This is a genomic window from Legionella jamestowniensis (assembly GCF_001467745.1).
GTDB lineage: Bacteria > Pseudomonadota > Gammaproteobacteria > Legionellales > Legionellaceae > Tatlockia > Tatlockia jamestowniensis.
In genome coordinates this window covers 1,442,402-1,464,651 of the sequence record NZ_LNYG01000013.1, presented here as the reverse complement: position 1 = coordinate 1,464,651, position 22,250 = coordinate 1,442,402, and the positions used below count along the sequence as shown (strand labels likewise).

Sequence of the window (22,250 nt, the reverse complement as noted above, 5' to 3'; positions counted from 1 at the left end):
TCTCGCATTAATTATACAAAATTGCTAAACTGCGTGAACTCTAACGAAATTAGAACAAAATCTCAACAGTGGAGCACTGATGGCAATTTATAGCACCAATGAATTTAAAAATGGTTTAAAAATAATGGTTGATAATGCACCTTGTAGCATTGTTGACTGTGAATTCGTTAAACCTGGGAAAGGACAAGCCTTTACCCGCGTAAAAATCCGCAATTTAAAAACAGGCCGTGTCGTTGAGCGTACCTACAAATCAGGGGAAACCTTGCCCTCAGCAGATGTCGCCGATGTGGAAATGCAGTATTTATACAATGATGGTGAATATTGGCATTTTATGGTTCCTGATACTTTCGAACAGTATGCAGTAAGTCCCGAGGCAGTAGCAGATGCAAAACAGTGGCTTAAGGAACAAGATCTTTGCGTAGTTACGTTATGGAACAATGAAGCCATTCAAGTGATGCCACCCAATTTTGTCATTCTTGAAATTACTGAAACTGATCCGGGCCTCAAAGGTGATACCTCAGGAGGTGGTGGAAAGCCCGCTATTTTGGAAACAGGGGCGGTAGTCCGTGTACCTCTTTTCGTCCAGACCGGTGAATTAATCAAGGTTGATACTCGCAAAGGTGAATACGTATCTCGAGCCAAAGAATAAGGAGAAGGAGTGATGGCTGCAATTAACTTTAACAATGCTTTTGAGGTATTGCAGCTCACTCCTGGTGTGAGTTATACGGAAATAAAACAGCGATATGAAACGCTTGTTTCCCCCACCCTATCAGCGGAATCTGCTGCCCTAAAAAAAATAGCTGCGGCCTATAATGATTTACAATTACTGTCACGGCCCTACGAGTTATTAACGCTATCAGAGCAAACGGCCTTGCTTAACGCTTTTGACGAAATGTCTGACGTTGAACTTGATTTTTGGTTTACATTATATCCTCACAGCAGTCGTCAATTTTACTGGGATAGCAAAAATTATCCACAGATAGCCACCTATCTGACTAAATCCGTGTATAAAACAGCTTTATCAACAGTAGGAACTTTTTTGGGGTCTTTTACGAGCTGCTATGGTAGTAATTTTGGTAAGGAGGAAGAGTACTACGAGGATGCTGTCGAGCTCCCTTTATGGCGTAAAAAAACCCAGTAATTATTTCCTTTTCTGCACCTCACTACTAATATGTTGCAAAATCTGCAGCGCAATGTCTTTACCAGTAGCCAATTCCATTCCCTTAAAACCAGGCGATGAATTAGCCTCACAAATCTTAAAACCATTTTCAGTAAACAATAAATCAACACCTGCAATTTCCAAATTAAATAACTTAGCACAAGCAATTGCCCAGTGTTCGATTTCTGCATTGATGGGATAGGGAGCAACCTCTCCTCCTAAGGAATAATTTGCTTTAAAACTATCTTTAGCAGTTCTTTGCATACAACCAATTACTTTATTACCCAAAACAAAGACACGCAGGTCACGACCGTAACTTGTAGCGATAAACTCTTGCAAAATCATTTGGTTATTGCCACTATGGCTTGCTATTAAATCCATTAAATCACGAAAACTGTTTGCTGATTCACACAAATGAATGCCGACACCCCGTGCACCGGAAATATTTTTTATAATTAAGGGAAACCCTATTTCCTTCTCGACAACAGAGACCGGTACAGGAAATTTAACCAGCATGGTTTTAGGAAAAGGTAAATCGCTCTGAGCAAATAATTGGCTAAGTAGCATTTTGTCCCGAACAACATCAATTGCACTCGCGTTATTACAAGTATAGACACCAGACTTTTCCAACTGGCGAATAATGGCCATTGCAAAATAACTGGTCTCAGCACCCAAACGTGGCATTAAAAAATCAGGTAAAAAAACACGAGCACCATTAAGAAGAATGCTTTTTTTATCCTCTCTGGTAACCACAAGCTCAAACTGGTCTGGCTTGTATACTTCCAATTCAATATTTAATTGCTTTGCTGCTGACAATAAGCGATTAACACCATGATCATTGCTGGTTAACTCTTGCAAGCTACGTTTATATAAAATCCAACCTTTTATCATAAAGCCTCAAAATTATACATTTAAATTAATTAAAATTCTTATTGCTTAAAAAACACCTATCTGGTTAAAATGATATTTTCATAATTAGCTGAGCGTTCTAATGCGATTTTACTTTAATAGCCCTGATCAAAGAAATGCCGATCACGCCTACAATCAAAAAAATTACGAAGAAGCCCTGACCTATTACTTACGCGCGCTTGAAACATTAAACCGTTATGCCAGCTCTGGTATACGTTTACATACTGATTTCTATGATGCATTTACCTATGCGGTAAAAGATACGTTGGAGACTGTTGCAGTAATTTTCGAGGAAAAGGCAGATGAGATAAATACAGTTAAAACCCTCTGGCAAATGATTCCCGGCTTGGTTCGTGAAATGGAAGAGGTATATAACAGAGAACTTAAAGACAAAAGGAATATTAGAATCACCAAAAACTTACTGCAGGACTGTTTTGCTAAGCTAGCGGATGCTTGTGAAGTAGTTAGTGATGAAATTTTTGAGACGTTGGAAGATGAGGTAAGTGAGCAATCCTCTACTAACGGTGAGGATCAACAGAGCAAACAACAAATAGTCGCCGAAGCAATAGCATGGATGCAACATGCCATTAACTTCCGTAAAAAATCAAGCCAATCTGTTGAGCTTTCTTGCCATTTAGGCTATCTGAATTTATTAGAGCAACACTATAAATATACTCAGGATGAAACCATGCTTCATCTCATGGAAGCCTATATCGAAGATGAAGCATTATTAGACAAAGAAATTACTTTACCCTTACAAAAATTAGAATTATTTAGCTACGTAATACGTATAGCAATCGTTAAACATCAAAATATTGAAGCTTTTGCAGCTTCATGCCAAGAAATTTATCCATTAGTCCCCGAAGAAGATAGAGACAGTCAAATCATTACCGATTTATTAAATTTTATACAATTACAACCTTCCCTTCATGTTCAAGAAGCCTCAGGAGTCAGCGATTATGAGGGCAGCGATACATTGACTAAAGCGTTAGAAACGACTGCTTCTATGGTGATGATGAGCCCTGAAATAGAAGAAGACATCCAGTCGATGGATTATGGTTCGATACCTGCTGATATTCCCGAATCACTTGAAATTTGCTCATTTGAAAGAACTTCTCCCGTTGCGCCATCTGGTTCTGTATCACCCCAACCTCATAACTTTTTTGTACCCTCTTGTTCTTCAGAAGAAAATCGGTTGAGCTTTTTTAATCCTGTATCACCAACAACAGGGCAACAAGCGCAACCCATACTTCCCATATATCCAACTGTTCAACCCACAGTAGAGTTATCACATTTGAGTGATGCGCTTATCGCAGGCCTTAATTCCATTATTCCGAAGGAACCTGTTCCTAAATACCTCGCTAATTTGCTGTCATTAACCGCTGATTTTTTTGCAAAGGCCAAACACCCTGGAATTCCAAAAAGAAACAGCCTGATTATTGCTTTTGATTTGTATCAAGAAGTAATAAATATCCAACCTGAACATACTGTTGCCAAAGAGCAAATCCAACAAATGTCTCATAATCACAAAAAAATTATTAGCCCCTACCAAAATTTTGGCTCCAAACCTAATCCCTTGAATGTTCGAACGAATAGAGATCCACGACTTCCCAAACTAGCTAGAAATGTTTTTGACAAGGCTATAGCAGACATGACGATACAACTGGAAACCCTACTTCTTACTGCCCCGCAACACGCTGCCTCTGTGTTTGAAGGAATAATAAAGGATTTGGGGAGTCATTTGGCAAAAGGTACGATTACTCATGGACCAAGACCTTCCCTGCAAACAAGTCTTGTTGAAACCTATCAACAAGAACTTGAAAATAAGACTAATCTTCTTTCCAGTAATCACACTTAGTTAATTCGTAATGATTTATCCGCAGATTTTACCATCTGCGGACGTAACCATACCATGCTCGTGGATAGCTATAAATTCCTCTATAACCCCAATAGCCAGGCCAGCGATATCCTGTATAAGCTCTTGTTCCCCAATAGGGACGATAGCCATAATAACCAACAGAATAAACAAAGTCATTTCTGTAGCCCGCAGGATAATAATTGGCAGTGGTTACCGTGCAGCTTGATAACAAAAGGGAAGGTACAAACAGCAGACAAGCAATAATTAACTTCTTCATAAAGCACATCCTTGCTTATGTATTTGTTTTTAAATTATACGACATGTTTTTGTTTTAGACAAAAAGGAAGGGTGTTTTAACGATAAAGCTCAATGGATTCTTTTAGAAAATGAAAAAGATCATGACAGGATGAAGCAAGGTAACGACCACCTGCGCATCTGAGCCGCTAGAAAGACCAAGGTGGCGATCTATGACACGTTTTAGGTTTCCTTCATACCTCAAGAATACACACCACGCGTCAACAACAATCTCCTAATCTGAAAGTAAAACTGGTTCAGCCAGGATTAGTCATCACCTATATTTATATTAGACCATAAACAAGAGGCTTGATGAGCTAATGCGCCTCATGTTATGCAAGACTTAATCGCGAAAATTTTCAAATTGGAGTGGTAATTTAATTTCGGACTTTTTTAACAAAGCGATAACGTCTTGTAAATCATCACGCTTTTTACCAGTAACTCGGATTTTATCGCCCTGAATTGCCGTTTGAACCTTTAATTTACTGTCTTTAATTAGCTTCACAATGTCTTTGGCGGTGGGTTGATCAATCCCTTGTTTGAATGTCATAGACAAGGAATATATCTTGCCACTGTGTACAGGTTCATCCTCTATATCAGAACCACTGGCATCTACCCCACGTTTTGTACAATGATTGCGGAATAAGTCTTCTAACTGTCGAACCTGAAAGTCAGACTCTGCCTTAAGAGTTACTACCAAGTCGTTGAGCTCTATACTTGAATCAACACCACGAAAATCAAAGCGGGTTCCCATTTCTCGCTGCGCATTTTCTACAGCATGACGTAACTCAACTTTATTAATTTCTGAGACAATATCAAAAGAAGGCATGTGATCCTCCAGCTAAAAAAGAGAGGATCATTGTAACTAAAAATATTGCCTTAGGTATAGTTGCTTGCACAGTGACAGCAATAACCAGGTTTTTCTTTTATTGAAGTTGCGGTGAAGTAGTTGTCAAACCTAGTTGATCATACAATCCAGCCCCACTCCTGTTAATGCGAACATCATAAGGGTAGATAGATTTCATTTCCTGACGCATTTCTTCTAGAATTACCGCCAACTCGCCTTCACCATCAATAAAAATTCCCCCAGGCAAGGTTCTGGCAAGTTTGCTGTAACAGGTATTATTTGTTTCAGTAGCATGCGCAAGAGCTACCGCAAAGAATTGAGGATGGCTAATAGCTTCCTTATGGTTATCTTTATCCTTACCGCTTAACTGCATGGCCTTCAATTCTGCCAGCAGAGTTGCAGCCACTTCGATTCGAGCCTCCTGCAGTGGTTTGTTAAAAAAGATTCCTTTATTCATGGGACGGTAACGGTAAGTGACTTGTCTATCATCATGGGTGCAATTTTCAAGCTGCGCTCGACTTGCCAAATACCTTTCCAGTTTGGATATAAATAATTCTCGAGCCTTTTCAAGCTGAAAAGCGGACCCAATACGATTCAAACTTGAACCAAATGTTGCTCGTTGCAGTGTTTCACTAAGTGCGGCCGGCAACCAGTCAATGAATAAATCGGCAACACTGTTTACTCCACGATCAAAAAATGTATCCTTATCTTTGGCAAGGCTCAACTGCGCCAATAAATCCGCTTCCACTGCCACCGTAGCAAGAACAGCCGACAAAGTTTTTGCACAAGCAATCATACGTATGGTCTGTTGAATAACTTTCTGACAAGCCTTCAATTTCCCTGCTTTATCCAATTCTTTGCGAACTCCACTACTTTCTTTCTGAAGAAAATTTTTATCAAAGAAGGATAGCCTCTCGAGTAAACTTCGCTTAACCCGATTCAAATCATCTGTGGTGATATGCTTAAATTGCGAAGACAATGTTTCTTCATTAGCAAGATAAATTTCTTCAAAATAAAGTCGATTAACACCATTTTTTTCTTGATCAATTGCTATCTGTTCGAGATTAATATTATCTTTATAAATGATGTTGATTTGTTTATTAACGGTTAAAACAGCGCTTATCAATTTTCGCGCCACATCAATCGTGTTTGCTTTTGCCCCTGTCTTTCTTTGAGGTTCATTTTGTGACTTTAATCTTACTAATCGACCTTCTAGCGCTTGTTGCTCCCGTAGTGCCTCGGTAGCGGTATCTCTGTATAAGCTGCCAGGCAACAATGAAAGGTTTATAGTTAATACATTGTCATGATAAGTTTGTTGCTGGAAACAAAAAAAGCCGGACATTGGTTTCACCTCTTGGAAAAAGAAATTAGCAAATCATAACATATAGAAATAAAAATTGTGTAAATATACAACACATGTTTAAAAAAGCGAATCGTTTGTTTTTTGAGTGGATGCTGATTATCGCCACATAATAAACTTTTGGGTTATTCAGCGGATAGCCTGCAGGCTGCCCCTCTTTAAATTATCTTCTTGCCAGCCGTAAGCGGCTTTTAATGCCCCTTGCATTGTATCTAATAGTTGAGCCAGGTCCCCTTGTTTATCAATAATCCGACCATATAAACAATAAAGATGTTCATTCTCAATTTTTGCTTTTTGCACCATTTGCAACAAATGTTTTGGACTATCAATATCTTTTCCGTTCTCACTCATAAATTGCAGCTGAACTAATAGCTTGCTTGCCAATTCTATCCGCGCATCTTGCAAACGGTTATTATAAAATACGCCTCTATCAATAGGCAGATAAATTTGCGTAAAATAGTTACCCGAACGTTGGGTTTCAATTCGCTCAGCCCTCGTTTTTAAATAACTCTCCAATTTTTTGATAACTAATTCACGGAATTGTTCAAATTTAAAGGCCGCACCGTGTTCCTCTTCTACAACAGCAGGGCGCATCGTCAAACTATCTTTCAATAGAGGAGCACACTCTTCGACACAATTAAGCGACAATTCAGCAATTTCTGGTTGTTGGTAAGCCAACTCTGCTGCCATTGCCACCGCTGCAATAACCCCAGAAACCGTTCTGGCAGAGAGCACAAGACTTTTAGTTTGGATGTAAAACATTTTAAAGGCTTTAATTCTTTCTTGATATAAATCGGGGTCACTGTTCTCTGGAGTCTCTCCCGCCACACGGGATTCAAATTGCCTATAATATTTAATGAATAGAGCAACAAGTGCCTTTTTCAAATTATTTAGATTTCTTGGCGTTAACTGTATTAAATTTTGCTTTAATGACTCTGAATTAAGCAGATAGAGGTATGCCAAATATTCAAATCTATTTAACCACGGCTCTTCATTAAAATAACCACTTAATTCAGTAAATAAGGCCTGATATCGTCTCATCATTAAGCGACTACATTCTGGATTTTTTTGACACTGCTGCTGCGACTTCAAAGAGTAGAGTGCGTCCTCAGCAAAAATTCTTTCTTCAATTTTTTCTTCAATATAAACTCTGATCGTTATTGCACTACGAAATTGAATTTTTTTCGTTTTGAAAAAACAAACCATTTTGTTTCAGACTCAGCCTAAGAAAGTTTATATCTTATCACAAAGTGCACTAAAAAATGATAAAAAGCCAACAAATCAAACACAAGGACCAAACAGTTACCAAACAGACGCCTTATTTAGGTCGCATGGAATAAATGCTTTAGACAATTTTAATTACCATAAGATAAAAAATTAACAATACGCCAATAAATGCCGGCCATCCTAAGATAAACCAAATCCGATATAATCGATAATAGTCAGAAGGCAGTTCTTGTTGATTTGTAATCGCTATACTTATTAATTTTTCTAATTTAATTTGAATAAAAACAACTGGAATCCAGCAAAGCCCTACAAGTAGATAGAGTAACAAGGACGCTAAAATCCAAAAGCTTGTCAGAGGGAAAGCGGCTAAATAAACCATCAGCAAACCGGTTAAAGGCTGAATAATCACCGCTGGAGTAGTAAAAATAAAATCAGCAATCACCACGTTTCTGGTTGTACGTTGCAAATGAAGCAAATTATCCCGTTTAAGGTTGGCCATAAACATATAAAATGCTGATCCCAAGCCCGTACCAAAGAGCAACGTTGAACTTATAATATGAATCAACTTAAGCCATAGATAGAGCATTATTTCTCCAAATCTGCGCCGTTTACTGGCAGGGTCACCAAAACAATAAGGGCAATGCGCCATTTTAACAGTAACTATTCATGCACCAGTTACTTTTGGATAAAAAATGCCCTGTCCCTCATTTTTAGATTATAAAATCTTTCAGAAATTTTTACATAAAAATCTTTTTACTTAGCTTGCAAACTGTCGTATTCAATTGCAAGTGTAAACTTTTTTGACTATAGATCAAAAAAGGCGCTTAATTCAGCACTTCCACAAGGAGGGAGGAAATGAAACTTCCTATTCAAGTGATTTTTCGCAACATGGATCATTCCACTGCAGCTGAACAAAGAGCCCTTGCACTTGCCAGAAAACTGGAACGTTACTATGACCGAATAATGGGTTGTCGTATCGTCATTGAATCGCCTCATAGGCATCATCAGAAAGGAAAACTCTACCATGTCCGCATTGACTTAACGGTTCCAGATGCTGAATTGGTAGTTAGCCGTGAGCCATCAGAACATCATGCACATGAAGATGTCTATGTAGCCATCCGTGATGCTTTTAATGCAATCAAAAGACAACTACAAGCCTATGTGGATCAACGCCGTGGTCACGTGAAACACCATGAAATACCACTTTACGGGCATGTGCTTGAAGTTTATCCGCCTGCGGATTATGGATACATCGAAACACCGGATGGACGACAAATTCGTTTTACGAGTCAAAGTGTGATTGACTACGATTTTACAAAACTTGAAGTAGGGGATCGAGTACGTTTTGCCGAGGCTGAGAATGCCGGCGAAACAGTTGCCAGCACAGTGTATGTTGAATCAGTTGAGCGTTAATTCCAAGTGAATGGATTAATAAGCCAGGCTCCAACTGCAATCTTAAGGAGGAATTATGCGCGTGGGTGAATTTTGTAATCGCGAAGTAGTAGTAATGCTAAGTGATGAATCAGTTAAAGTTGCTGCAGAACTCATGCGCTCCAAACATGTTGGGGACATTGTGCTTGTAGAGGAAAAGCAAGGTAAAAAAGTTCCTGTTGGCATCATTTCCGATCGTGATCTTGTTGTTGAGGTCATGGTTCCGGACTTGGATCCTGCTGAACTTGCCGCTGGAGATATTGTTACTCGCTCACTGCTTGTAGCTCATGAAAACGAAAGCCTCTTTGACGCCCTCACCCTCATGCGCAAAAAAGGCATTCGTCGCTTGCCTGTCGTCGATGATGAAAATACATTGATAGGCATCATTACCTTAGATGATATGACTGATTTACTCGCCGAAATGCTTGGCAGTGTTGCTGATGTAGTTGATAAACAAAGAAAACTTGAAATGCGACATCGACCTTAAATGCCCATCAATTACCTTCCCCTCGTAAGTATAAATAGTATTGCGGCAACAACTATTGGCCAATAGTAACATTGCAATGTGGTACCGGCATTCCGTAACATGGCATAACATTTAAATTATTTTGCACAAGGATTCTGCCATGGCTTTGAAGCGGACATTGTCGTTACCATTAATAACTTTTTATGGTTTAGGAACGATTTTAGGCGCAGGCATTTATGCGCTTGTAGGAGAAGTGGCCAAACAAGCCGAGCGATTTACTCCTCTTTCGTTTTTGATTGCTTCAATTATCGCCTTATTTACAGCAGCATCTTATGCTGAACTGAGTGCGCGTTTTCCACAAAGTGCCGGTTCTGCACTTTATGTGCGTAAAGCGTTTGATACTCCCTGGCTATCCGGGTTAATTGGTTGGGTGGTGGTACTGACGGGAGTCACTTCTGCAGCCACTATTGCTCATGGCTTTGCTAATTATTTTAAACTATTTTTCCCTATTTCCCCCTATTTCAGCATTACCGTTTTAGTTCTAATTTTAGGCGGACTTGCCATCTGGGGAATTCGGGAATCGGCCACGCTTATTATGATAATGACAATTATAGAAGTAAGCGGTTTAGTTCTCATTATTTTCTACGGTCGTCATAGCTTCCAATCGCTTGATTTAACCCACTTCAGTTTACCAACCTCTTTTAACGGGGTGTTTATAGGGGCCCTCCTTGCTTTTTATGCCTATATTGGTTTTGAAGACATGGTGAATACTGCTGAAGAAACGATCAATCCTGAAAAAAATATGCCTCTTGCAATTTTTTTAGCAGTTTCCATTACTACGATTTTGTATCTTTTAATTGCCTGGGTCGTCATTAGCGTTTTAACGGTGCAAGAATTAGAACACATTAGCACTCCTTTGGTAACCATTATTACTAAACAGGGGCAATCAGCCTTTTTATTTTCCATCATTGCTTTAATTTCAATTACCAACGGCATCTTGGTGCAAATTATTATGGCTTCGCGATTGATTTACGGCATGGCCAGACAGGAAAATGCACCTAAATTATTTGCAACAATTTATGAAAAAACCCATACCCCCGTCTACGCAACCTTATTGGTTATCGGGATTATTTTAATTTTTGCTTATGCTTTACCCATCACCACTTTGGCAAAATTAACCAGTAGCATCATTCTTGGCATTTTTATAGCTATACATCTTTCGCTTATTAAAATTAAATGTACTGAAAAGAAAAGGCCAGACAGTTTTTCTTTGCCTATTATTTTTCCCATCATTGCTATTGTGCTCACGCTATCTTTTTTAGGGATGCAATTCTTTTTGCAATAATAAATATTACTTTAAATTGATTGACTTAACTGATTAAGTAACGGATATTTTAATTTATTCATAAAATAAAATATCTGATGATTTCTTCACACGCTCGTATACCCATTCTATTCAGTTTGTTTTTTCTAAATCTTTCCAGTTTTGCTGCTACTGAGATTTTTCCACTTCCCGCACGTTTATTAGGCGATGGCGCAGCAGGAACTACTGCGGGTACTCGCGGTGATTTAATGTTACCACTCTTTGGAAGTGGGCGTGGAATAGTGTACGGCGATGTGCAAGGAAAATATTATCGTGATGACAGTTGGTTTGGCGGCATTGCCGGTGGGTTACGTCAAACGTTTGGGCCTTACATTCTCGGTGGCTATTTATTTGCTGATCGCAGTGAATCATCCAGCAATAAGCATTTCTGGTCATTAAATCCTGGTCTCGAAGGGATAAATGCCCAATGGGATGCACATCTTAATGGCTATTTTCCCGTCGGTTCACGTAGCAAAACCTTTCGAAGTGCCTGGGCAGACGAACTGGGCGACTATCGTTTCGTCAGTTTCTCAGGCCATAAACAATTTGACCATATTTTAGTAGATACCGAAACGGCAGGCCGAGGTGTTGATGCCGAAGTAGGTTATCGGGTTTTGCCATTTAACAATGTGAGACTAGCCTTAGGTGGTTACTATTTTAACTTCCAGAACATGAATGACATGCGCGGTGTTATTGGCACCATTGAATACCCGTTCAATGACCGCGTGACCGTGCTAGCGCAAGATGCTTACGACAATCTGCACAACAATACCTTCATGTTAACCGTGCGCTTACGTTTTGGCGCGATCAATCCGCAAGAAGGACGCATGCTAGAACCTATCCGCCGTAATTTAGGAACACTCGACAGTGGTACTAGTATTCCAACAGAACGTGCATGGATTGATAGTGGCGCTAACCTTGTTGAAAAAGATCATATTTGGTTTTTCAAACCAGGCGGAAAAATCTTTGATCCGGCAAAAGGCTTAGCCAATTGTACGGCAGAGGATCCTTGCGCTAATACCGAATTAACACAGTTTAAAGTTGATACTATCAACAGTCTTGATGCGAACAGCACATTGGCCTTAGCTACGGGAATTTATTTACTGGATCCAACAGGCGATGGGTTGCTTGAATTAAATCAGGGACAAAGCATTGAAGGAAAAACCTTTGATTTTGTCAAACCAGCGTTTGGCGAAGGAAGGCCAAATTTAATCGGCGCCCTTGTTTTGCCGGGATTTAATAGTGTTAGTAACATTTTTATTGATAATCAAATAGAAGCCTTGGCACTGTCTTCACATCAAAGAAGTTTGCTAGCAGCCCAACAAACCATCCAATCCACTGCCGAGATTGTAAGGGGCGATGCAACTATTCGAAATGTGACCATCGGCCTTAATAGCTCCTATGAGCTAGGTATTGATATTGTGAGTAGTAATGGCTCACGCCCTACAGTCAATTTAATCACTTCACGTCTTTTCATGGAAAGTAATAATTCAAGAAGAGTAACCGGTATTCGTACCAATAATGCTACTCTTCGTTCGATAGGAAATACCATATCTGTTGTTGCCAGAACGGTTGGAACAGCCCATCTACCTGTGGTTGCAAGAGGAATAGAACTTAATGGTCAAAGCGCGTTAGAAATGGTTAATAACACGGTGGAAACGATAGCGGAGCTTGGAAATACTGCGACTGCCCCTCTCATGAGCGCTGAAGGTATTGTTGTCAATGGGGCGAGCACTTTTAAAATCTCAAGATTATCGGAAATTATCGCTAGAGCAAGAGCTGGAAACTCTAGCCCACTGGCTCAAGCAATAAGTATTACCAATAATAGTTCCGTCATAAATACGGGTTCTATTAGTGACAGCTACTTGAGGGCTCAAGCGGTAACACAGGTAGGTATCGCCGGCGCCTGGGGAATACGCCAACCCTCAGATCGAAGAATTAAACGAACCAATGTTAATATTTTTCGAACAGCCGAAGGACCCATCACTATTGGTCAAGATATTGGTCCCTAAGCATTTATCCTGCGAGACCTAAAATAGGATAACCAAGGAATTTTTTATTTATTTTTTGCTTAACCTATCTAATTCCTCTACGATTAGAATAATTGTGGCAATAGGGAATTTGTGTGACTCAATGGATAACATCCTGGCGTTGGCTACTTGATTTGCTTTGGCTTACATTTCTGTTGGTCTTATTGTGGCATTTTTGGCAAGACAGGAAATATTTTATAAAAATTCAAGCCTGGCATGTGACAATGGGAAAAATCACCCAGTTTTTATGGACACAGGAAAGCTACCGTTTATGGCCAAAGATTGAATATTCTTTCTATGTTCTGGATGAAGAAATACACGGCAATCGCTTTTTTCCAGAGACAGCCCATATTAATTTAAACAGTAAATATGCTCGAAAAGTGGCATACCGTGCGGCCATGGCCTATGAAAAAGATGAAGCCATTAACATCTACTATAACCCTTATAATCCTCGTGAAGCAGTGCTTGATATTACCATGCCACGTAAACTGACATTTATTCTCATCCTGCTAATGGCGCTAATTTTTTTACATCTTTTTATTATTGCTTATCGTTTTCTGTAGTCGCCGCTTCTTCACTTTGAGGCTGACACACACAGGCAGGTTGAGTAACTTTTGATTGTAAGCTTGCAATGGCTAAACCACGTACTCCCTGACCTGATGGCGCCTGTATAAAATTAATGGTTACTAGCAGATTTTGTTTTTGTTGATATTGGGGATTTTTATAGAGGACCAGTAAAGGCATGGTAGCTTCCCACTGAGTCGCATTGACAGTTTTGAGAGTAGGTGGCAAGGTAGCAACAGCACTCACCGTATAATAATTCTTTTTCACCGTTTCAGGCAGCTTGGAAGCATTAAGTGCCGTGCTATAGGCAGTCCAACCTGCAGCAGTAAAGTACTTGGCTATTTCCTTTTGGCGTGGTAAAAAATTTTTATAGTCAAAGGTATACGTAGCCACAATCGCTTCATTTGCCCACACTGCTAACTGGGTATTATCAGGTGCAGCAAAACTTTTAATGGAGAGTATCGGCAAAATGAGCAGATAATAAATTCTTGTTTTGTACATTAAAATCCCCGGTTAAACTTCTCATTCTAAACAGCTTTAATGAATAAAAAAACCCCATTATAACGTTACCCGTCTGCGCGGGCATGATAAGTTTTTTGCCATGTCTCAGGAAAGATTAGGGTATAGCCGATTTTTGTCATACCTTCTGAAAGATTGATAGAGTTATATCGATAAAGCCGCTTTTATGGTATTTTATGCGGTTTGGGGTCTCATCTACTCAAATAGGGTGCTTTTAAAATCCCCGCCCTTTATACGCAATTGACTGTGTATATTTTTCAATTGGTTAAAAAAACAAAAAGGGGAACCTGGTGCGCAACAATCGCTTTTACTTTGCTAATCGTGAAAATGTCAGCCGTTATATTAATCGCTGGGATCTGTTGCTAATAATCCTTATATTCTCCGTTGTCTTTTTCATGGGATGGGCCGGCAAGCAAATGGCAACGCCCTATCAGCTGGGGGAACCTCTTCCCATTTCACTGGATCCGGCCAAACTACCATTCTATGCCTTACGCACCGTACTGCGCATGTTTATTGCGCTGGCTTTCTCCATCCTATTTACATTTATTGTCGGGACCCTGGCAGCTAAAAATCGACGGGCAGAACAAATTGTTATTCCTGCGATTGATATCTTGCAATCCATTCCTGTATTGAGTTTTTTATCCATTACCGTCACCGGCTTTATTCGTTTGTTTCCTGGGAGTTTACTGGGTCCTGAATGTGCATCAATTTTTGCCATTTTCACAGCACAAGTTTGGAATATTACATTTGGCTTTTATCAATCCTTAAAGACCTTGCCTGCAGATTTAAAAGAAGCAGCAGCCATGTTTCAACTCTCTGCTTGGCAGCGTTTCTGGAAGGTTGAAGTGCCTTTCTCCATGTCAGGCCTATTGTGGAACATGATGGTGTCGATGTCTGCCAGTTGGTTTTTCGTAGTACTATCAGAAGCCATTGCTGTATCACATCAGGATATCCGTCTACCGGGCGTAGGTTCTTATATTGCTTTAGCGATTGAACGTCGCGATTTACACGCGGTGGGCTATGCTATTCTCACCATGGTGATTGTGATTTTTCTCTATGACCAAATTCTTTTTCGACCACTGATTGCATGGTCAGAAAAATTTAAAATGGAACAGTCACCAGACGAAGAAGAATATCAATCGTGGTTAATCGATCTAATCCGCGGTAGTCGTTTAATAAAGCGCTTTAGTAATCGTTTTGCTACAATTAAAGATCGTTTTGTCAACGCCCAGTGGCTTAGTCGTCGCCAACCCAAGGTAGTTAAAGAAATTGATTATCGTCATCAAAGACATATGGATTGGATCTGGAATACTGTCGTATTAATCGCCATACTCAGTGGTGGTTGGCTTTTATTAAATTTTATCCTTACCCAACTTGCAGTAAATGAAATTTTTCATGTCTTCCTTTTGGGTGCAGCGACTGGTACACGTGTTATTGTATTGATTATTGTGAGCTCCATCATTTGGATCCCAATAGGAGTCTGGATTGGATTAAGGCCTCGATTGGCGCAAAAAATCCAACCCATTATCCAATTTGTCGCCGCAATTCCTGCCAATTTGTTTTATCCTTTATTTGTAATTGCTATTGTCCGCTTTAATTTAAGCGTTGAAATTTGGGTAACACCCCTCATGATTCTCGGTACCCAGTGGTATATTTTATTTAATGTAATTGCCGGCGCCTCCAATATTCCGCGAGAGCTTTATCTGGCAGCCGATAATTTTGGAGTTAGGGGTTGGCAATGGTGGAAGCGCCTGGCATTACCTGGCGTTTTCCCCTTTTATATTACTGGGGCAATTACTGCCGCTGGAGGAGCTTGGAACGCCAGTATTGTGGCTGAGTGGGTAAGTTGGGGGAATACCACTTTAAAAGCAACCGGCTTGGGAGCCTATATTCAAGCAAGCACCATTGCCGGTAATTTTCCTAAGATTGCATTGGGTACGGCAATGATGTGTATCTATGTATTAGTATTTAACCATATAATTTGGCGTCCACTTTATCGCTTAGCGGAAGAACGCTTTCACTTCAATTGAACAGAGGCATCTATGTCAGAAACAATCATTGCCATCGAAAATTGCCGTAAATCATTTAAGAAGGCATCTGATCAAGATTTACTCGTTCTTGAAGATGTGAATTTCCAATTAAAGGAAGGCGAAATTGTTGCCATGCTAGGTAAATCTGGTTCTGGTAAATCCACTTTATTACGAATTATTGCAGGGTTAGTTCCGCCGAGTGCTGGTAAAGTAACTTACCGTGGTAAATCCGTTACAGGACCAGTACCAGGCATTGCTATGGTTTTCCAATCCTTTGCCTTAATGCCTTGGTTGACTGTCCTTGAAAATGTGGAATTGGGATTGGAAGCCCAGGGGGTAAGCCGTGAGGAAAGGCGACGCCGTGCTATTGAAGCCATTGATACGATTGGTCTTGATGGATTTGAGTCGGCTTTCCCTAAAGAGTTATCGGGGGGAATGCGTCAACGCGTAGGCTTTGCACGCGCCCTGGTTATTAATCCTGATGTATTATTGATGGATGAACCTTTTTCAGCACTTGATGTATTAACGGCAGAGAATTTAAAGTCAGATCTATTGGAGCTATGGAAGGAGAAGAAAACCAATACCAATGGCATATTATTAGTCACCCACAACATTGAAGAAGCAGCCACACTTGCCGATCGTATTGTTATTTTTGGCAGTGACCCTGGTTATATCCGTGCCGAATTACAAGTCGCACTACAACAACCACGCGATCCAGAAACACCGGAATTTCGCGACCTGGTTGATAAAATCTACAGACTCATGACGACAGGTCCAAAGGAAAAAGCCAAACGCGCCCAACGAGAACGGCAAATTGGTTTAGGCTACCGCCTACCCGATGTAGAACCTTCTGAATTATCGGGTTTAATTGAAACGATGAAATCTTTTGAGGAAAAAATCGATTTACCAGAACTCGCCGATGAACTTATGATGAACATCGATGATTTATTCCCTATCCTCGAAACCTTGGAAATTTTAGGTTTTGCCAAAGTTTCAGATGGGGATATTCAATTGAGTGAATTGGGCAAACAATTTTCAGAGGCCGATCTTCAGGCTCGCAAGCAAATTTTTGCCTGTTGCTTAATTGAGAAAGTTCCTCTGGCTCGTTATATTCGGCGTGTACTGGATGAAAAAACAGGGCACCGTGTTTCAGAAGAGCGTTTTTTAAGTAAGCTTGAGGATTACTTAAGTGAAAAAGAGGCCGATCGTGTCCTTCGCACTATGATTGATTGGGGACGATATGCTGAAATTTTTGCTTACGATTTTAATACAGGAATTTTAAGTTTAGAAAATCCAGGGATTTCTGAATTTAATCATGAGTGATTAAATTCAGAATGATTAATTGAATACCCAGAACTTGCAGTGCATCACATTAACTTTGTAGGTTTTATCCTTGATGAGCTTTATTCACCAAAAAGTCTAAAATCTTAAAGAAGCGCTCCTGGTTTTGCGCCATTTGCAAATCTGTCTTATATTGGTTATTGATGACTACGGCAGGTACGCCATTAACATGATAATGGGACATTAAAGCGGCATCCTGTGCTATCTGGAGATCAACCATGGTTGAATTTTCAAACGCGGATTTAACCGTTGCATTATCAGCACCTTCAGCAGTGAAAAAACTAACCATAGCATCATTATTAGCCAAATTGCGTCTCTCTGTTTGAATCGCTTTAAACAAAGCTGGATTAATTTTAGCTTCTAATCCTAAAAGGTGTGCAGTGTAATAGGCCTTTGCATAAACTTTCCAATCCTTATTAAAAACAACCGGAACACGTGAAAATTGTACTTTACTGCCTTGCTGCTGTAGCCAGGTCATAAGGGCAGGTTCAAGACGATAGCACCAAGGGCACCCATAGCTGAAAAATTCAGTCACTGCAATTTTAGAGGATTTGGCATTAGCAGCAGGACCTACAACAAGCTCGTAATCTTTTCCCGCTACAAATTCATCCGCAAAAACCAGCGTTGGTAATAACAAAATAATTAACAATAAACGTCTTAACATAGTAAGTCTCTCTTATATTAAAAATTAATGTAGACCCTGCATATAATAAGCCACTGCTTCCATATCTTCCTGACTCATGCGGGCACTAATGTCCCTCATGATTGAATTTAAATCATTGGAGCGCTTGTTTTCTTTAAAAGCCTGTAATTGTTGTATGGTATAAGGCGCATGCTGTCCTGAAACCACCGGAAATCCTGCCTGGGCATTTCCTGTTCCACGCGGACCGTGGCAAGCGATACAAGCAGCAATATGCTTTTCAAAATCCCCTCCTCGGTAAAGTTGCTCACCACGTTTTAAGTATTTTTGCGGTGTTACACCCTCAGGGAGCGGTTGCTTGGCATAAAAAGTCGCTAACTCAGCCATATCAGACTCATTTAGCGTTGCAACTATTCCTGTCATTTCTGGTGCATTGCGGGTAGTTCCTTTCTTGTAATCCTGCAATTGCTTTAGAATATAGCTGGCATGTTGCCCTGCAATATTGGGCCATACAGGATTTAAACTAACTCCCTGTTGTCCATGACAAGCGACGCAAACAGCCGTTTTGGCTGGCGGTACCACTGTTTGTTCTGCGGCATTGCTCATAAAGGTGCAGAACACAGTAAGAGCAAATACAATTTTTTTCATTCTTTATCCGAGGGTTCTATCTTAATTAGACGCGATCCCGAATAAATGCTACGCATTTTTCGGAATAATGTTTGTTAAAGACATAATACGTATTCACTGTTAGTTATGTCGAACTCACGTTATTTAATGGTACACTGCTTAGCTAAAATCCCAAAATGAAATTGAAAATAATGTTGCTAAACCCTTATTCACGTGCAAGTTTTTTAAAAAGTGCTGCCAGAGTGAACCAGTTACCCCCGGACGAAGGGATTGAAGTCGCCTTTGCGGGACGTTCAAATGCGGGTAAATCCAGCGCATTGAATTGTTTAACGGGTATTAAACAACTTGCCCGCACCAGTAAGATGCCAGGGCGCACACAGTTGATAAATTTGTTTCAGCTTGATGAACAGCGCCGACTTGTTGACCTACCGGGTTATGGTTATGCGAAGGTAGCGCAAGAAATTAAGCAAGACTGGCAACAACATCTTGCACATTACTTAGAGGTTCGTCAGTGTTTGCACGGGCTGATTCTTCTAATGGATTGCCGCCACCCCCTTAAAGAATTGGATCAAACGATGATTGACTGGTCTTTAGCCCGCCGATTACCCGTTCATATTTTATTAACCAAAGCAGACAAATTATCTCGCAGTGAGGTTAAAAATACCGTATTAAAAGTGCGTAAACATTATCAATTAATGCCAGACTTGATCACTGTACAATCCTTTTCTTCCCTGAAAAAAGAAGGCATTGAAGCATTAATTTTAAAATTAAATGAGTGGTTCCGCTGGCCTGTACAAGAAGAGTAAGGCAGAGTCCCCTCTATGCATTGGAATCCTTGCTGTGAATAAGCTCTTTAACCACTTGGGGATTGGCAAGTGTTGATAAATCACCCAGTTCAGAAAGGTCGCCTACTTTTTTACTAGCTATTTGCCTTAGAATTCGCCGCATGATTTTGCCCGAACGTGTTTTGGGTAAATCATTAACCCAAGTTATCGCATCGGGTTTTGCAATGGCACCTATGTCGGTTTTAATCGTCTCCACTAATTCCTGATAGAGCTCTTCTGAAGGTTCTTCCCCATGCTGCAAACTGATGAATGCATGGATTCCTTGACCTTTAATTTCATGGGGAATACCAACTACTGCCGCCTCTGCTACTTTGGGGTGCGTCACCAAAGCACTTTCAATTTCGGCAGTCCCCAGACGATGTCCTGAAACATTCAAAACATCATCAATTCGCCCTGTTATCCAATAATCGCCATCTTTATCACGACGAGCACCATCACCGGTAATGTAGTAACCCTGTTTGAAATAAGTCTCGCGATAACGCTCATGATCCCCGGCAATGGTTCTTGCAATAGAAGGCCAAGGATATTTTATCGCTAAACTTCCCTCACCTGCCTCAGTGATTTCTTTACAGTGCCCATCTAGCAATATGGGGAAAATACCAGGCAAAGGCTGGCTGGCAGCCCCAGGTTTTGCTTGCATTAACTCGTGTTGCGGGCAAATCATAATAGCGCCTGTTTCTGTTTGCCACCAGGTATCAACTACCGGTATGCGATCATAACCAACTTTTTCACGATACCATTGCCACACTTCAGGGTTAATCGGTTCACCGACCGTCCCCAACAAACGCAAAGAATCACGTTTCGTTGTTTCCAACCATTGATCCCCTGCGCGTTTTAAAGCGCGAATGGCCGTAGGCGCTGTGTAAAAAACACTCACACGATGCTTATCCACAATTTCCCAACAACGGGCTGGGGTCGGCCAAGTAGGAACACCGGCAAAAATTAACGAGGTAACACCATTACATAAAGGGCCATAGACCACATAACTATGTCCTGTAATCCACCCCACATCTGCTGTACACCAAAATACTTCATTGTCATGACAATTAAAAATATGTTGATGACTGAAAGCAACCTGAGTGAGATAACCACCCGTCGTATGTACTAACCCTTTAGGCTTCCCTGTACTTCCTGAAGTGTACAAGATAAAAAATGGATCTTCTGCCTCCATCGGTTCTGGCGGACACTGTGCACTGGCCTGTGTTTTTAATTCATGCCACCAGTGATTTTTTTCCGCATGAAAAGCGATAGGTTCACCACTGCTTTTTATAACCAGTGTTGAGATAGAAAGTTTATCAATTGCTTCATCCGCTTGTTCTTTAAGTGCAAAATGTTTTCCACCACGGTGATAACCATCTGCTGTAATTAATAAATTACAACCCGCTGCTTCAAGACGTTGTCTTAAAGCATGAGGTGAAAAACCAGCAAATACCACCGTATGGACAGCGCCAATCCTTGCACAAGCAAGCATGGCAATGACAGCTTCCGGTATCATCGGTAAATAAATACCGACCCTGTCTCCTTTAGCAACTTTTAATGACTTAAGTACATTGGCCATAACACAGACTTCATGGTGCAATTCGGCAAAAGTTAGCTTTTGCGCTTGTTGCCCATCATCACTTTCCCAGATAAGCGCAATCTGTTTTGCTTTTGCTGGTAAATGCCTATCGAGGCAATTGACGCTAACATTCAATTTAGCGCCGCTAAACCATTTGATATCGCCGGTGGTGAAATCACCCTGTAACACCTTATCCCAAGGTTCCATCCAGTTAATAAACTGACGGGCAATTTTATCCCAAAACAATTCAATGTTATCTTTATTAGAATTAGACTTTTTCATGAATTAACCTGTTCTTTTACGATTGCCTTAATAATGGCCGAAAAATCCAGATGACCAAAACCTGCTTCATTAAATTGCTGATAAATAGCGGTTGCTTTCGCGGCAAGAGGTGTCTCTACATTCATTGCAGTCGCAGAATTTTGACTTAAATTAAGATCCTTAAGCATCATTGCTGCGGTAAATCCTGGTTGATAATTATTGTTCGCAGGCGTGTGGGGCAATACTCCCGGGACAGGCGCATATTGGCTCATTGCCCAACATTGTCCAGAAGAGTTTGTGACGACCTCAAATAATTTTTGCGCGGATAAACCAAGATGCTCAGCCAAAACAAATGCTTCGGAAACAGCTATCATTGAAATACCCAAAATCATGTTGTTACAAATCTTGGCAGCTTGCCCGCTACCTGCAGCACCAGTATGGATTATTTTTTTTCCCATCGCTTCCAATATCGGCTTTGCCCTGGTAAATGCCTCTTCACCCCCGCCCACCATAAAGGTTAGGGTTCCTGCTTGAGCACCAGCCACGCCCCCTGAAACCGGGGCATCAACGACAAATAATTGCTTCAATACTGCTTGTTGGTGGATTTCACGACTGCTGGGAACATCAATGGAGGAGCAATCGATGTAGACAGTTTGTGGCTGAGCTAGAATGAACAAGCCCTTGTCACCTAAGCAAACTTCGCGTACCTGCCCGCCTGTTTGTAGCATGGTGATAATAACTTCCTGGCCTGATGCAGCTTCTGGCAGCCTCTGTGCAACCTTGCCACCTGCTTCTTGCAAATGATTAAGTGCTGACTGTTGAATATCATAACCCGTTACAGTGTGGCCTGCCTTCAGTAAATTAATAGCCATGGGTAACCCCATATGACCTAAACCGATAAAACCAATCCGTGCCATTGCT

At 40.6% G+C, this 22,250-nt stretch carries 22 protein-coding genes; 11 read left to right on the top strand and 11 right to left on the bottom strand.

Translation table 11 applies throughout. From position 1 onward, the window contains the following. Window positions 1–79: 79 nt before the first annotated feature. The gene (gene efp, locus Ljam_RS10755) at window positions 80–649 is read left to right on the top strand and encodes an elongation factor P (protein ID WP_058450024.1); all 570 of its coding nucleotides are present in this window, start codon (window positions 80–82) and stop codon (window positions 647–649) included. Between the two features lie 12 nt (window positions 650–661). Beyond that, entirely contained in the window at window positions 662–1,141 is a 480-nt protein-coding gene (locus Ljam_RS10750; protein WP_058450023.1) for a hypothetical protein, read from the top strand. Here Ljam_RS10750 and Ljam_RS10745 read toward each other — a convergent pair whose 3' ends face one another. Beyond that, window positions 1,142–2,050, bottom strand: coding sequence for an ATP-grasp domain-containing protein (locus tag Ljam_RS10745; protein WP_058450022.1), 909 nt, complete (start codon window positions 2,048–2,050; stop codon window positions 1,142–1,144). It abuts the gene before it with no gap. 100 nt (window positions 2,051–2,150) lie between these two features. Between Ljam_RS10745 and Ljam_RS10740 the strand changes: the two genes are divergently transcribed. Beyond that, on the top strand, window positions 2,151–3,926 hold the full coding sequence (locus Ljam_RS10740) for a hypothetical protein (protein ID WP_058450021.1): 1,776 nt from the start codon (window positions 2,151–2,153) through the stop codon (window positions 3,924–3,926). A gap of 28 nt (window positions 3,927–3,954) precedes the next feature. On the opposite strand, the gene Ljam_RS10735 is transcribed toward Ljam_RS10740, so the two are convergent. From Ljam_RS10735 to Ljam_RS10715, 5 genes are all read right to left on the bottom strand, one after another. After that, complete coding sequence (locus Ljam_RS10735; RefSeq protein ID WP_058450020.1) at window positions 3,955–4,203, bottom strand: hypothetical protein; 249 nt, start codon at window positions 4,201–4,203, stop codon at window positions 3,955–3,957. Window positions 4,204–4,563: 360 nt separating this feature from the next. Continuing rightward, window positions 4,564–5,049, bottom strand: coding sequence for a YajQ family cyclic di-GMP-binding protein (locus Ljam_RS10730; protein WP_058450019.1), 486 nt, complete (start codon window positions 5,047–5,049; stop codon window positions 4,564–4,566). Window positions 5,050–5,146: 97 nt separating this feature from the next. Continuing rightward, complete coding sequence (locus Ljam_RS10725; RefSeq protein WP_058450018.1) at window positions 5,147–6,409, bottom strand: hypothetical protein; 1,263 nt, start codon at window positions 6,407–6,409, stop codon at window positions 5,147–5,149. Window positions 6,410–6,556: 147 nt separating this feature from the next. Continuing rightward, a complete protein-coding gene (locus Ljam_RS10720) occupies window positions 6,557–7,471 on the bottom strand; it encodes a hypothetical protein (RefSeq protein ID WP_131762251.1) in 915 nt (304 codons plus the stop codon). 301 nt (window positions 7,472–7,772) lie between these two features. Then, window positions 7,773–8,240 (bottom strand): DUF2269 family protein, encoded by a 468-nt coding sequence (locus Ljam_RS10715; protein ID WP_058450802.1) that lies wholly within the window; start codon window positions 8,238–8,240, stop codon window positions 7,773–7,775. Window positions 8,241–8,509: 269 nt separating this feature from the next. On the opposite strand from Ljam_RS10715, the gene Ljam_RS10710 reads away from it, so the two are divergent. The 5 genes from Ljam_RS10710 (at window position 8,510) to Ljam_RS10690 (ending at window position 13,507) form a co-directional block, all read left to right on the top strand. After that, the gene (locus Ljam_RS10710) at window positions 8,510–9,067 is read left to right on the top strand and encodes an HPF/RaiA family ribosome-associated protein (RefSeq protein WP_058450016.1); all 558 of its coding nucleotides are present in this window, start codon (window positions 8,510–8,512) and stop codon (window positions 9,065–9,067) included. A gap of 55 nt (window positions 9,068–9,122) precedes the next feature. After that, window positions 9,123–9,572, top strand: a complete 450-nt coding sequence (locus tag Ljam_RS10705) for a CBS domain-containing protein (RefSeq protein WP_058450015.1) — start codon at window positions 9,123–9,125, stop codon at window positions 9,570–9,572. A 139-nt stretch (window positions 9,573–9,711) separates the two neighbouring features. After that, window positions 9,712–10,896, top strand: a complete 1,185-nt coding sequence (locus Ljam_RS10700; RefSeq protein WP_058450014.1) for an APC family permease — start codon at window positions 9,712–9,714, stop codon at window positions 10,894–10,896. 77 nt (window positions 10,897–10,973) lie between these two features. Beyond that, window positions 10,974–12,926 (top strand): hypothetical protein, encoded by a 1,953-nt coding sequence (locus Ljam_RS10695; protein WP_058450013.1) that lies wholly within the window; start codon window positions 10,974–10,976, stop codon window positions 12,924–12,926. Window positions 12,927–13,039: 113 nt separating this feature from the next. Continuing rightward, window positions 13,040–13,507, top strand: coding sequence for a DUF3592 domain-containing protein (locus Ljam_RS10690; RefSeq protein ID WP_065235541.1), 468 nt, complete (start codon window positions 13,040–13,042; stop codon window positions 13,505–13,507). Here Ljam_RS10690 and Ljam_RS10685 read toward each other — a convergent pair. Then, a complete protein-coding gene (locus Ljam_RS10685; protein ID WP_058450012.1) occupies window positions 13,485–14,009 on the bottom strand; it encodes a DotI/IcmL family type IV secretion protein in 525 nt (174 codons plus the stop codon). The genes Ljam_RS10690 and Ljam_RS10685 overlap by 23 nt on opposite strands. A 308-nt stretch (window positions 14,010–14,317) precedes the next feature. Between Ljam_RS10685 and Ljam_RS10680 the strand changes: the two genes are divergently transcribed. Both Ljam_RS10680 and Ljam_RS10675 read left to right on the top strand, forming a co-directional pair. Continuing rightward, complete coding sequence (locus Ljam_RS10680; protein WP_058450011.1) at window positions 14,318–16,057, top strand: ABC transporter permease; 1,740 nt, start codon at window positions 14,318–14,320, stop codon at window positions 16,055–16,057. Window positions 16,058–16,069: 12 nt separating this feature from the next. Continuing rightward, window positions 16,070–17,380: an ABC transporter ATP-binding protein gene (locus Ljam_RS10675; protein ID WP_058450010.1), complete on the top strand. Its 1,311-nt coding sequence runs from the start codon at window positions 16,070–16,072 to the stop codon at window positions 17,378–17,380. A 64-nt stretch (window positions 17,381–17,444) separates the two neighbouring features. On the opposite strand, the gene Ljam_RS10670 is transcribed toward Ljam_RS10675, so the two are convergent. Both Ljam_RS10670 and Ljam_RS10665 read right to left on the bottom strand, forming a co-directional pair. Next, the gene (locus Ljam_RS10670; protein WP_058450009.1) at window positions 17,445–18,062 is read right to left on the bottom strand and encodes a thiol:disulfide interchange protein DsbA/DsbL; all 618 of its coding nucleotides are present in this window, start codon (window positions 18,060–18,062) and stop codon (window positions 17,445–17,447) included. Window positions 18,063–18,086: 24 nt separating this feature from the next. Further along, complete coding sequence (locus Ljam_RS10665; protein WP_238583749.1) at window positions 18,087–18,644, bottom strand: c-type cytochrome; 558 nt, start codon at window positions 18,642–18,644, stop codon at window positions 18,087–18,089. Between the two features lie 212 nt (window positions 18,645–18,856). Between Ljam_RS10665 and yihA the strand changes: the two genes are divergently transcribed. Next, entirely contained in the window at window positions 18,857–19,471 is a 615-nt protein-coding gene (gene yihA, locus Ljam_RS10660; RefSeq protein ID WP_058450007.1) for a ribosome biogenesis GTP-binding protein YihA/YsxC, read from the top strand. Between the two features lie 13 nt (window positions 19,472–19,484). Here yihA and acs read toward each other — a convergent pair whose 3' ends face one another. Both acs and mmsB read right to left on the bottom strand, forming a co-directional pair. Further along, window positions 19,485–21,350: an acetate--CoA ligase gene (acs, locus tag Ljam_RS10655; protein WP_058450006.1), complete on the bottom strand. Its 1,866-nt coding sequence runs from the start codon at window positions 21,348–21,350 to the stop codon at window positions 19,485–19,487. Beyond that, the gene (gene mmsB, locus Ljam_RS10650; RefSeq protein ID WP_058450005.1) at window positions 21,347–22,246 is read right to left on the bottom strand and encodes a 3-hydroxyisobutyrate dehydrogenase; all 900 of its coding nucleotides are present in this window, start codon (window positions 22,244–22,246) and stop codon (window positions 21,347–21,349) included. Before mmsB ends, acs begins: the two co-directional genes overlap by 4 nt. Window positions 22,247–22,250 lie beyond the last annotated feature (4 nt).

Bases quoted from the DNA above. Each gene is read 5' to 3' on its own strand.
- yihA (WP_058450007.1), top strand. From the start codon at position 18,857: ATGTTGCTAAACCCTTATTCACGTGCAAGTTTTTTAAAAAGTGCTGCC.
- Ljam_RS10705 (WP_058450015.1), top strand. From the start codon at position 9,123: ATGCGCGTGGGTGAATTTTGTAATCGCGAAGTAGTAGTAATGCTAAGT.
- Ljam_RS10700 (WP_058450014.1), top strand. From the start codon at position 9,712: ATGGCTTTGAAGCGGACATTGTCGTTACCATTAATAACTTTTTATGGT.
- Ljam_RS10670 (WP_058450009.1), bottom strand. From the start codon at position 18,062: ATGTTAAGACGTTTATTGTTAATTATTTTGTTATTACCAACGCTGGTT.
- Ljam_RS10745 (WP_058450022.1), bottom strand. From the start codon at position 2,050: ATGATAAAAGGTTGGATTTTATATAAACGTAGCTTGCAAGAGTTAACC.
- mmsB (WP_058450005.1), bottom strand. From the start codon at position 22,246: ATGGCACGGATTGGTTTTATCGGTTTAGGTCATATGGGGTTACCCATG.
- Ljam_RS10720 (WP_131762251.1), bottom strand. From the start codon at position 7,471: ATGATGAGACGATATCAGGCCTTATTTACTGAATTAAGTGGTTATTTT.
- Ljam_RS10735 (WP_058450020.1), bottom strand. From the start codon at position 4,203: ATGAAGAAGTTAATTATTGCTTGTCTGCTGTTTGTACCTTCCCTTTTG.
- Ljam_RS10715 (WP_058450802.1), bottom strand. From the start codon at position 8,240: ATGCTCTATCTATGGCTTAAGTTGATTCATATTATAAGTTCAACGTTG.
- acs (WP_058450006.1), bottom strand. From the start codon at position 21,350: ATGAAAAAGTCTAATTCTAATAAAGATAACATTGAATTGTTTTGGGAT.
- Ljam_RS10740 (WP_058450021.1), top strand. From the start codon at position 2,151: ATGCGATTTTACTTTAATAGCCCTGATCAAAGAAATGCCGATCACGCC.
- Ljam_RS10730 (WP_058450019.1), bottom strand. From the start codon at position 5,049: ATGCCTTCTTTTGATATTGTCTCAGAAATTAATAAAGTTGAGTTACGT.
- efp (WP_058450024.1), top strand. From the start codon at position 80: ATGGCAATTTATAGCACCAATGAATTTAAAAATGGTTTAAAAATAATG.
- Ljam_RS10725 (WP_058450018.1), bottom strand. From the start codon at position 6,409: ATGTCCGGCTTTTTTTGTTTCCAGCAACAAACTTATCATGACAATGTA.
- Ljam_RS10750 (WP_058450023.1), top strand. From the start codon at position 662: ATGGCTGCAATTAACTTTAACAATGCTTTTGAGGTATTGCAGCTCACT.
- Ljam_RS10695 (WP_058450013.1), top strand. From the start codon at position 10,974: ATGATTTCTTCACACGCTCGTATACCCATTCTATTCAGTTTGTTTTTT.
- Ljam_RS10710 (WP_058450016.1), top strand. From the start codon at position 8,510: ATGAAACTTCCTATTCAAGTGATTTTTCGCAACATGGATCATTCCACT.
- Ljam_RS10675 (WP_058450010.1), top strand. From the start codon at position 16,070: ATGTCAGAAACAATCATTGCCATCGAAAATTGCCGTAAATCATTTAAG.
- Ljam_RS10665 (WP_238583749.1), bottom strand. From the start codon at position 18,644: ATGAGCAATGCCGCAGAACAAACAGTGGTACCGCCAGCCAAAACGGCT.
- Ljam_RS10685 (WP_058450012.1), bottom strand. From the start codon at position 14,009: ATGTACAAAACAAGAATTTATTATCTGCTCATTTTGCCGATACTCTCC.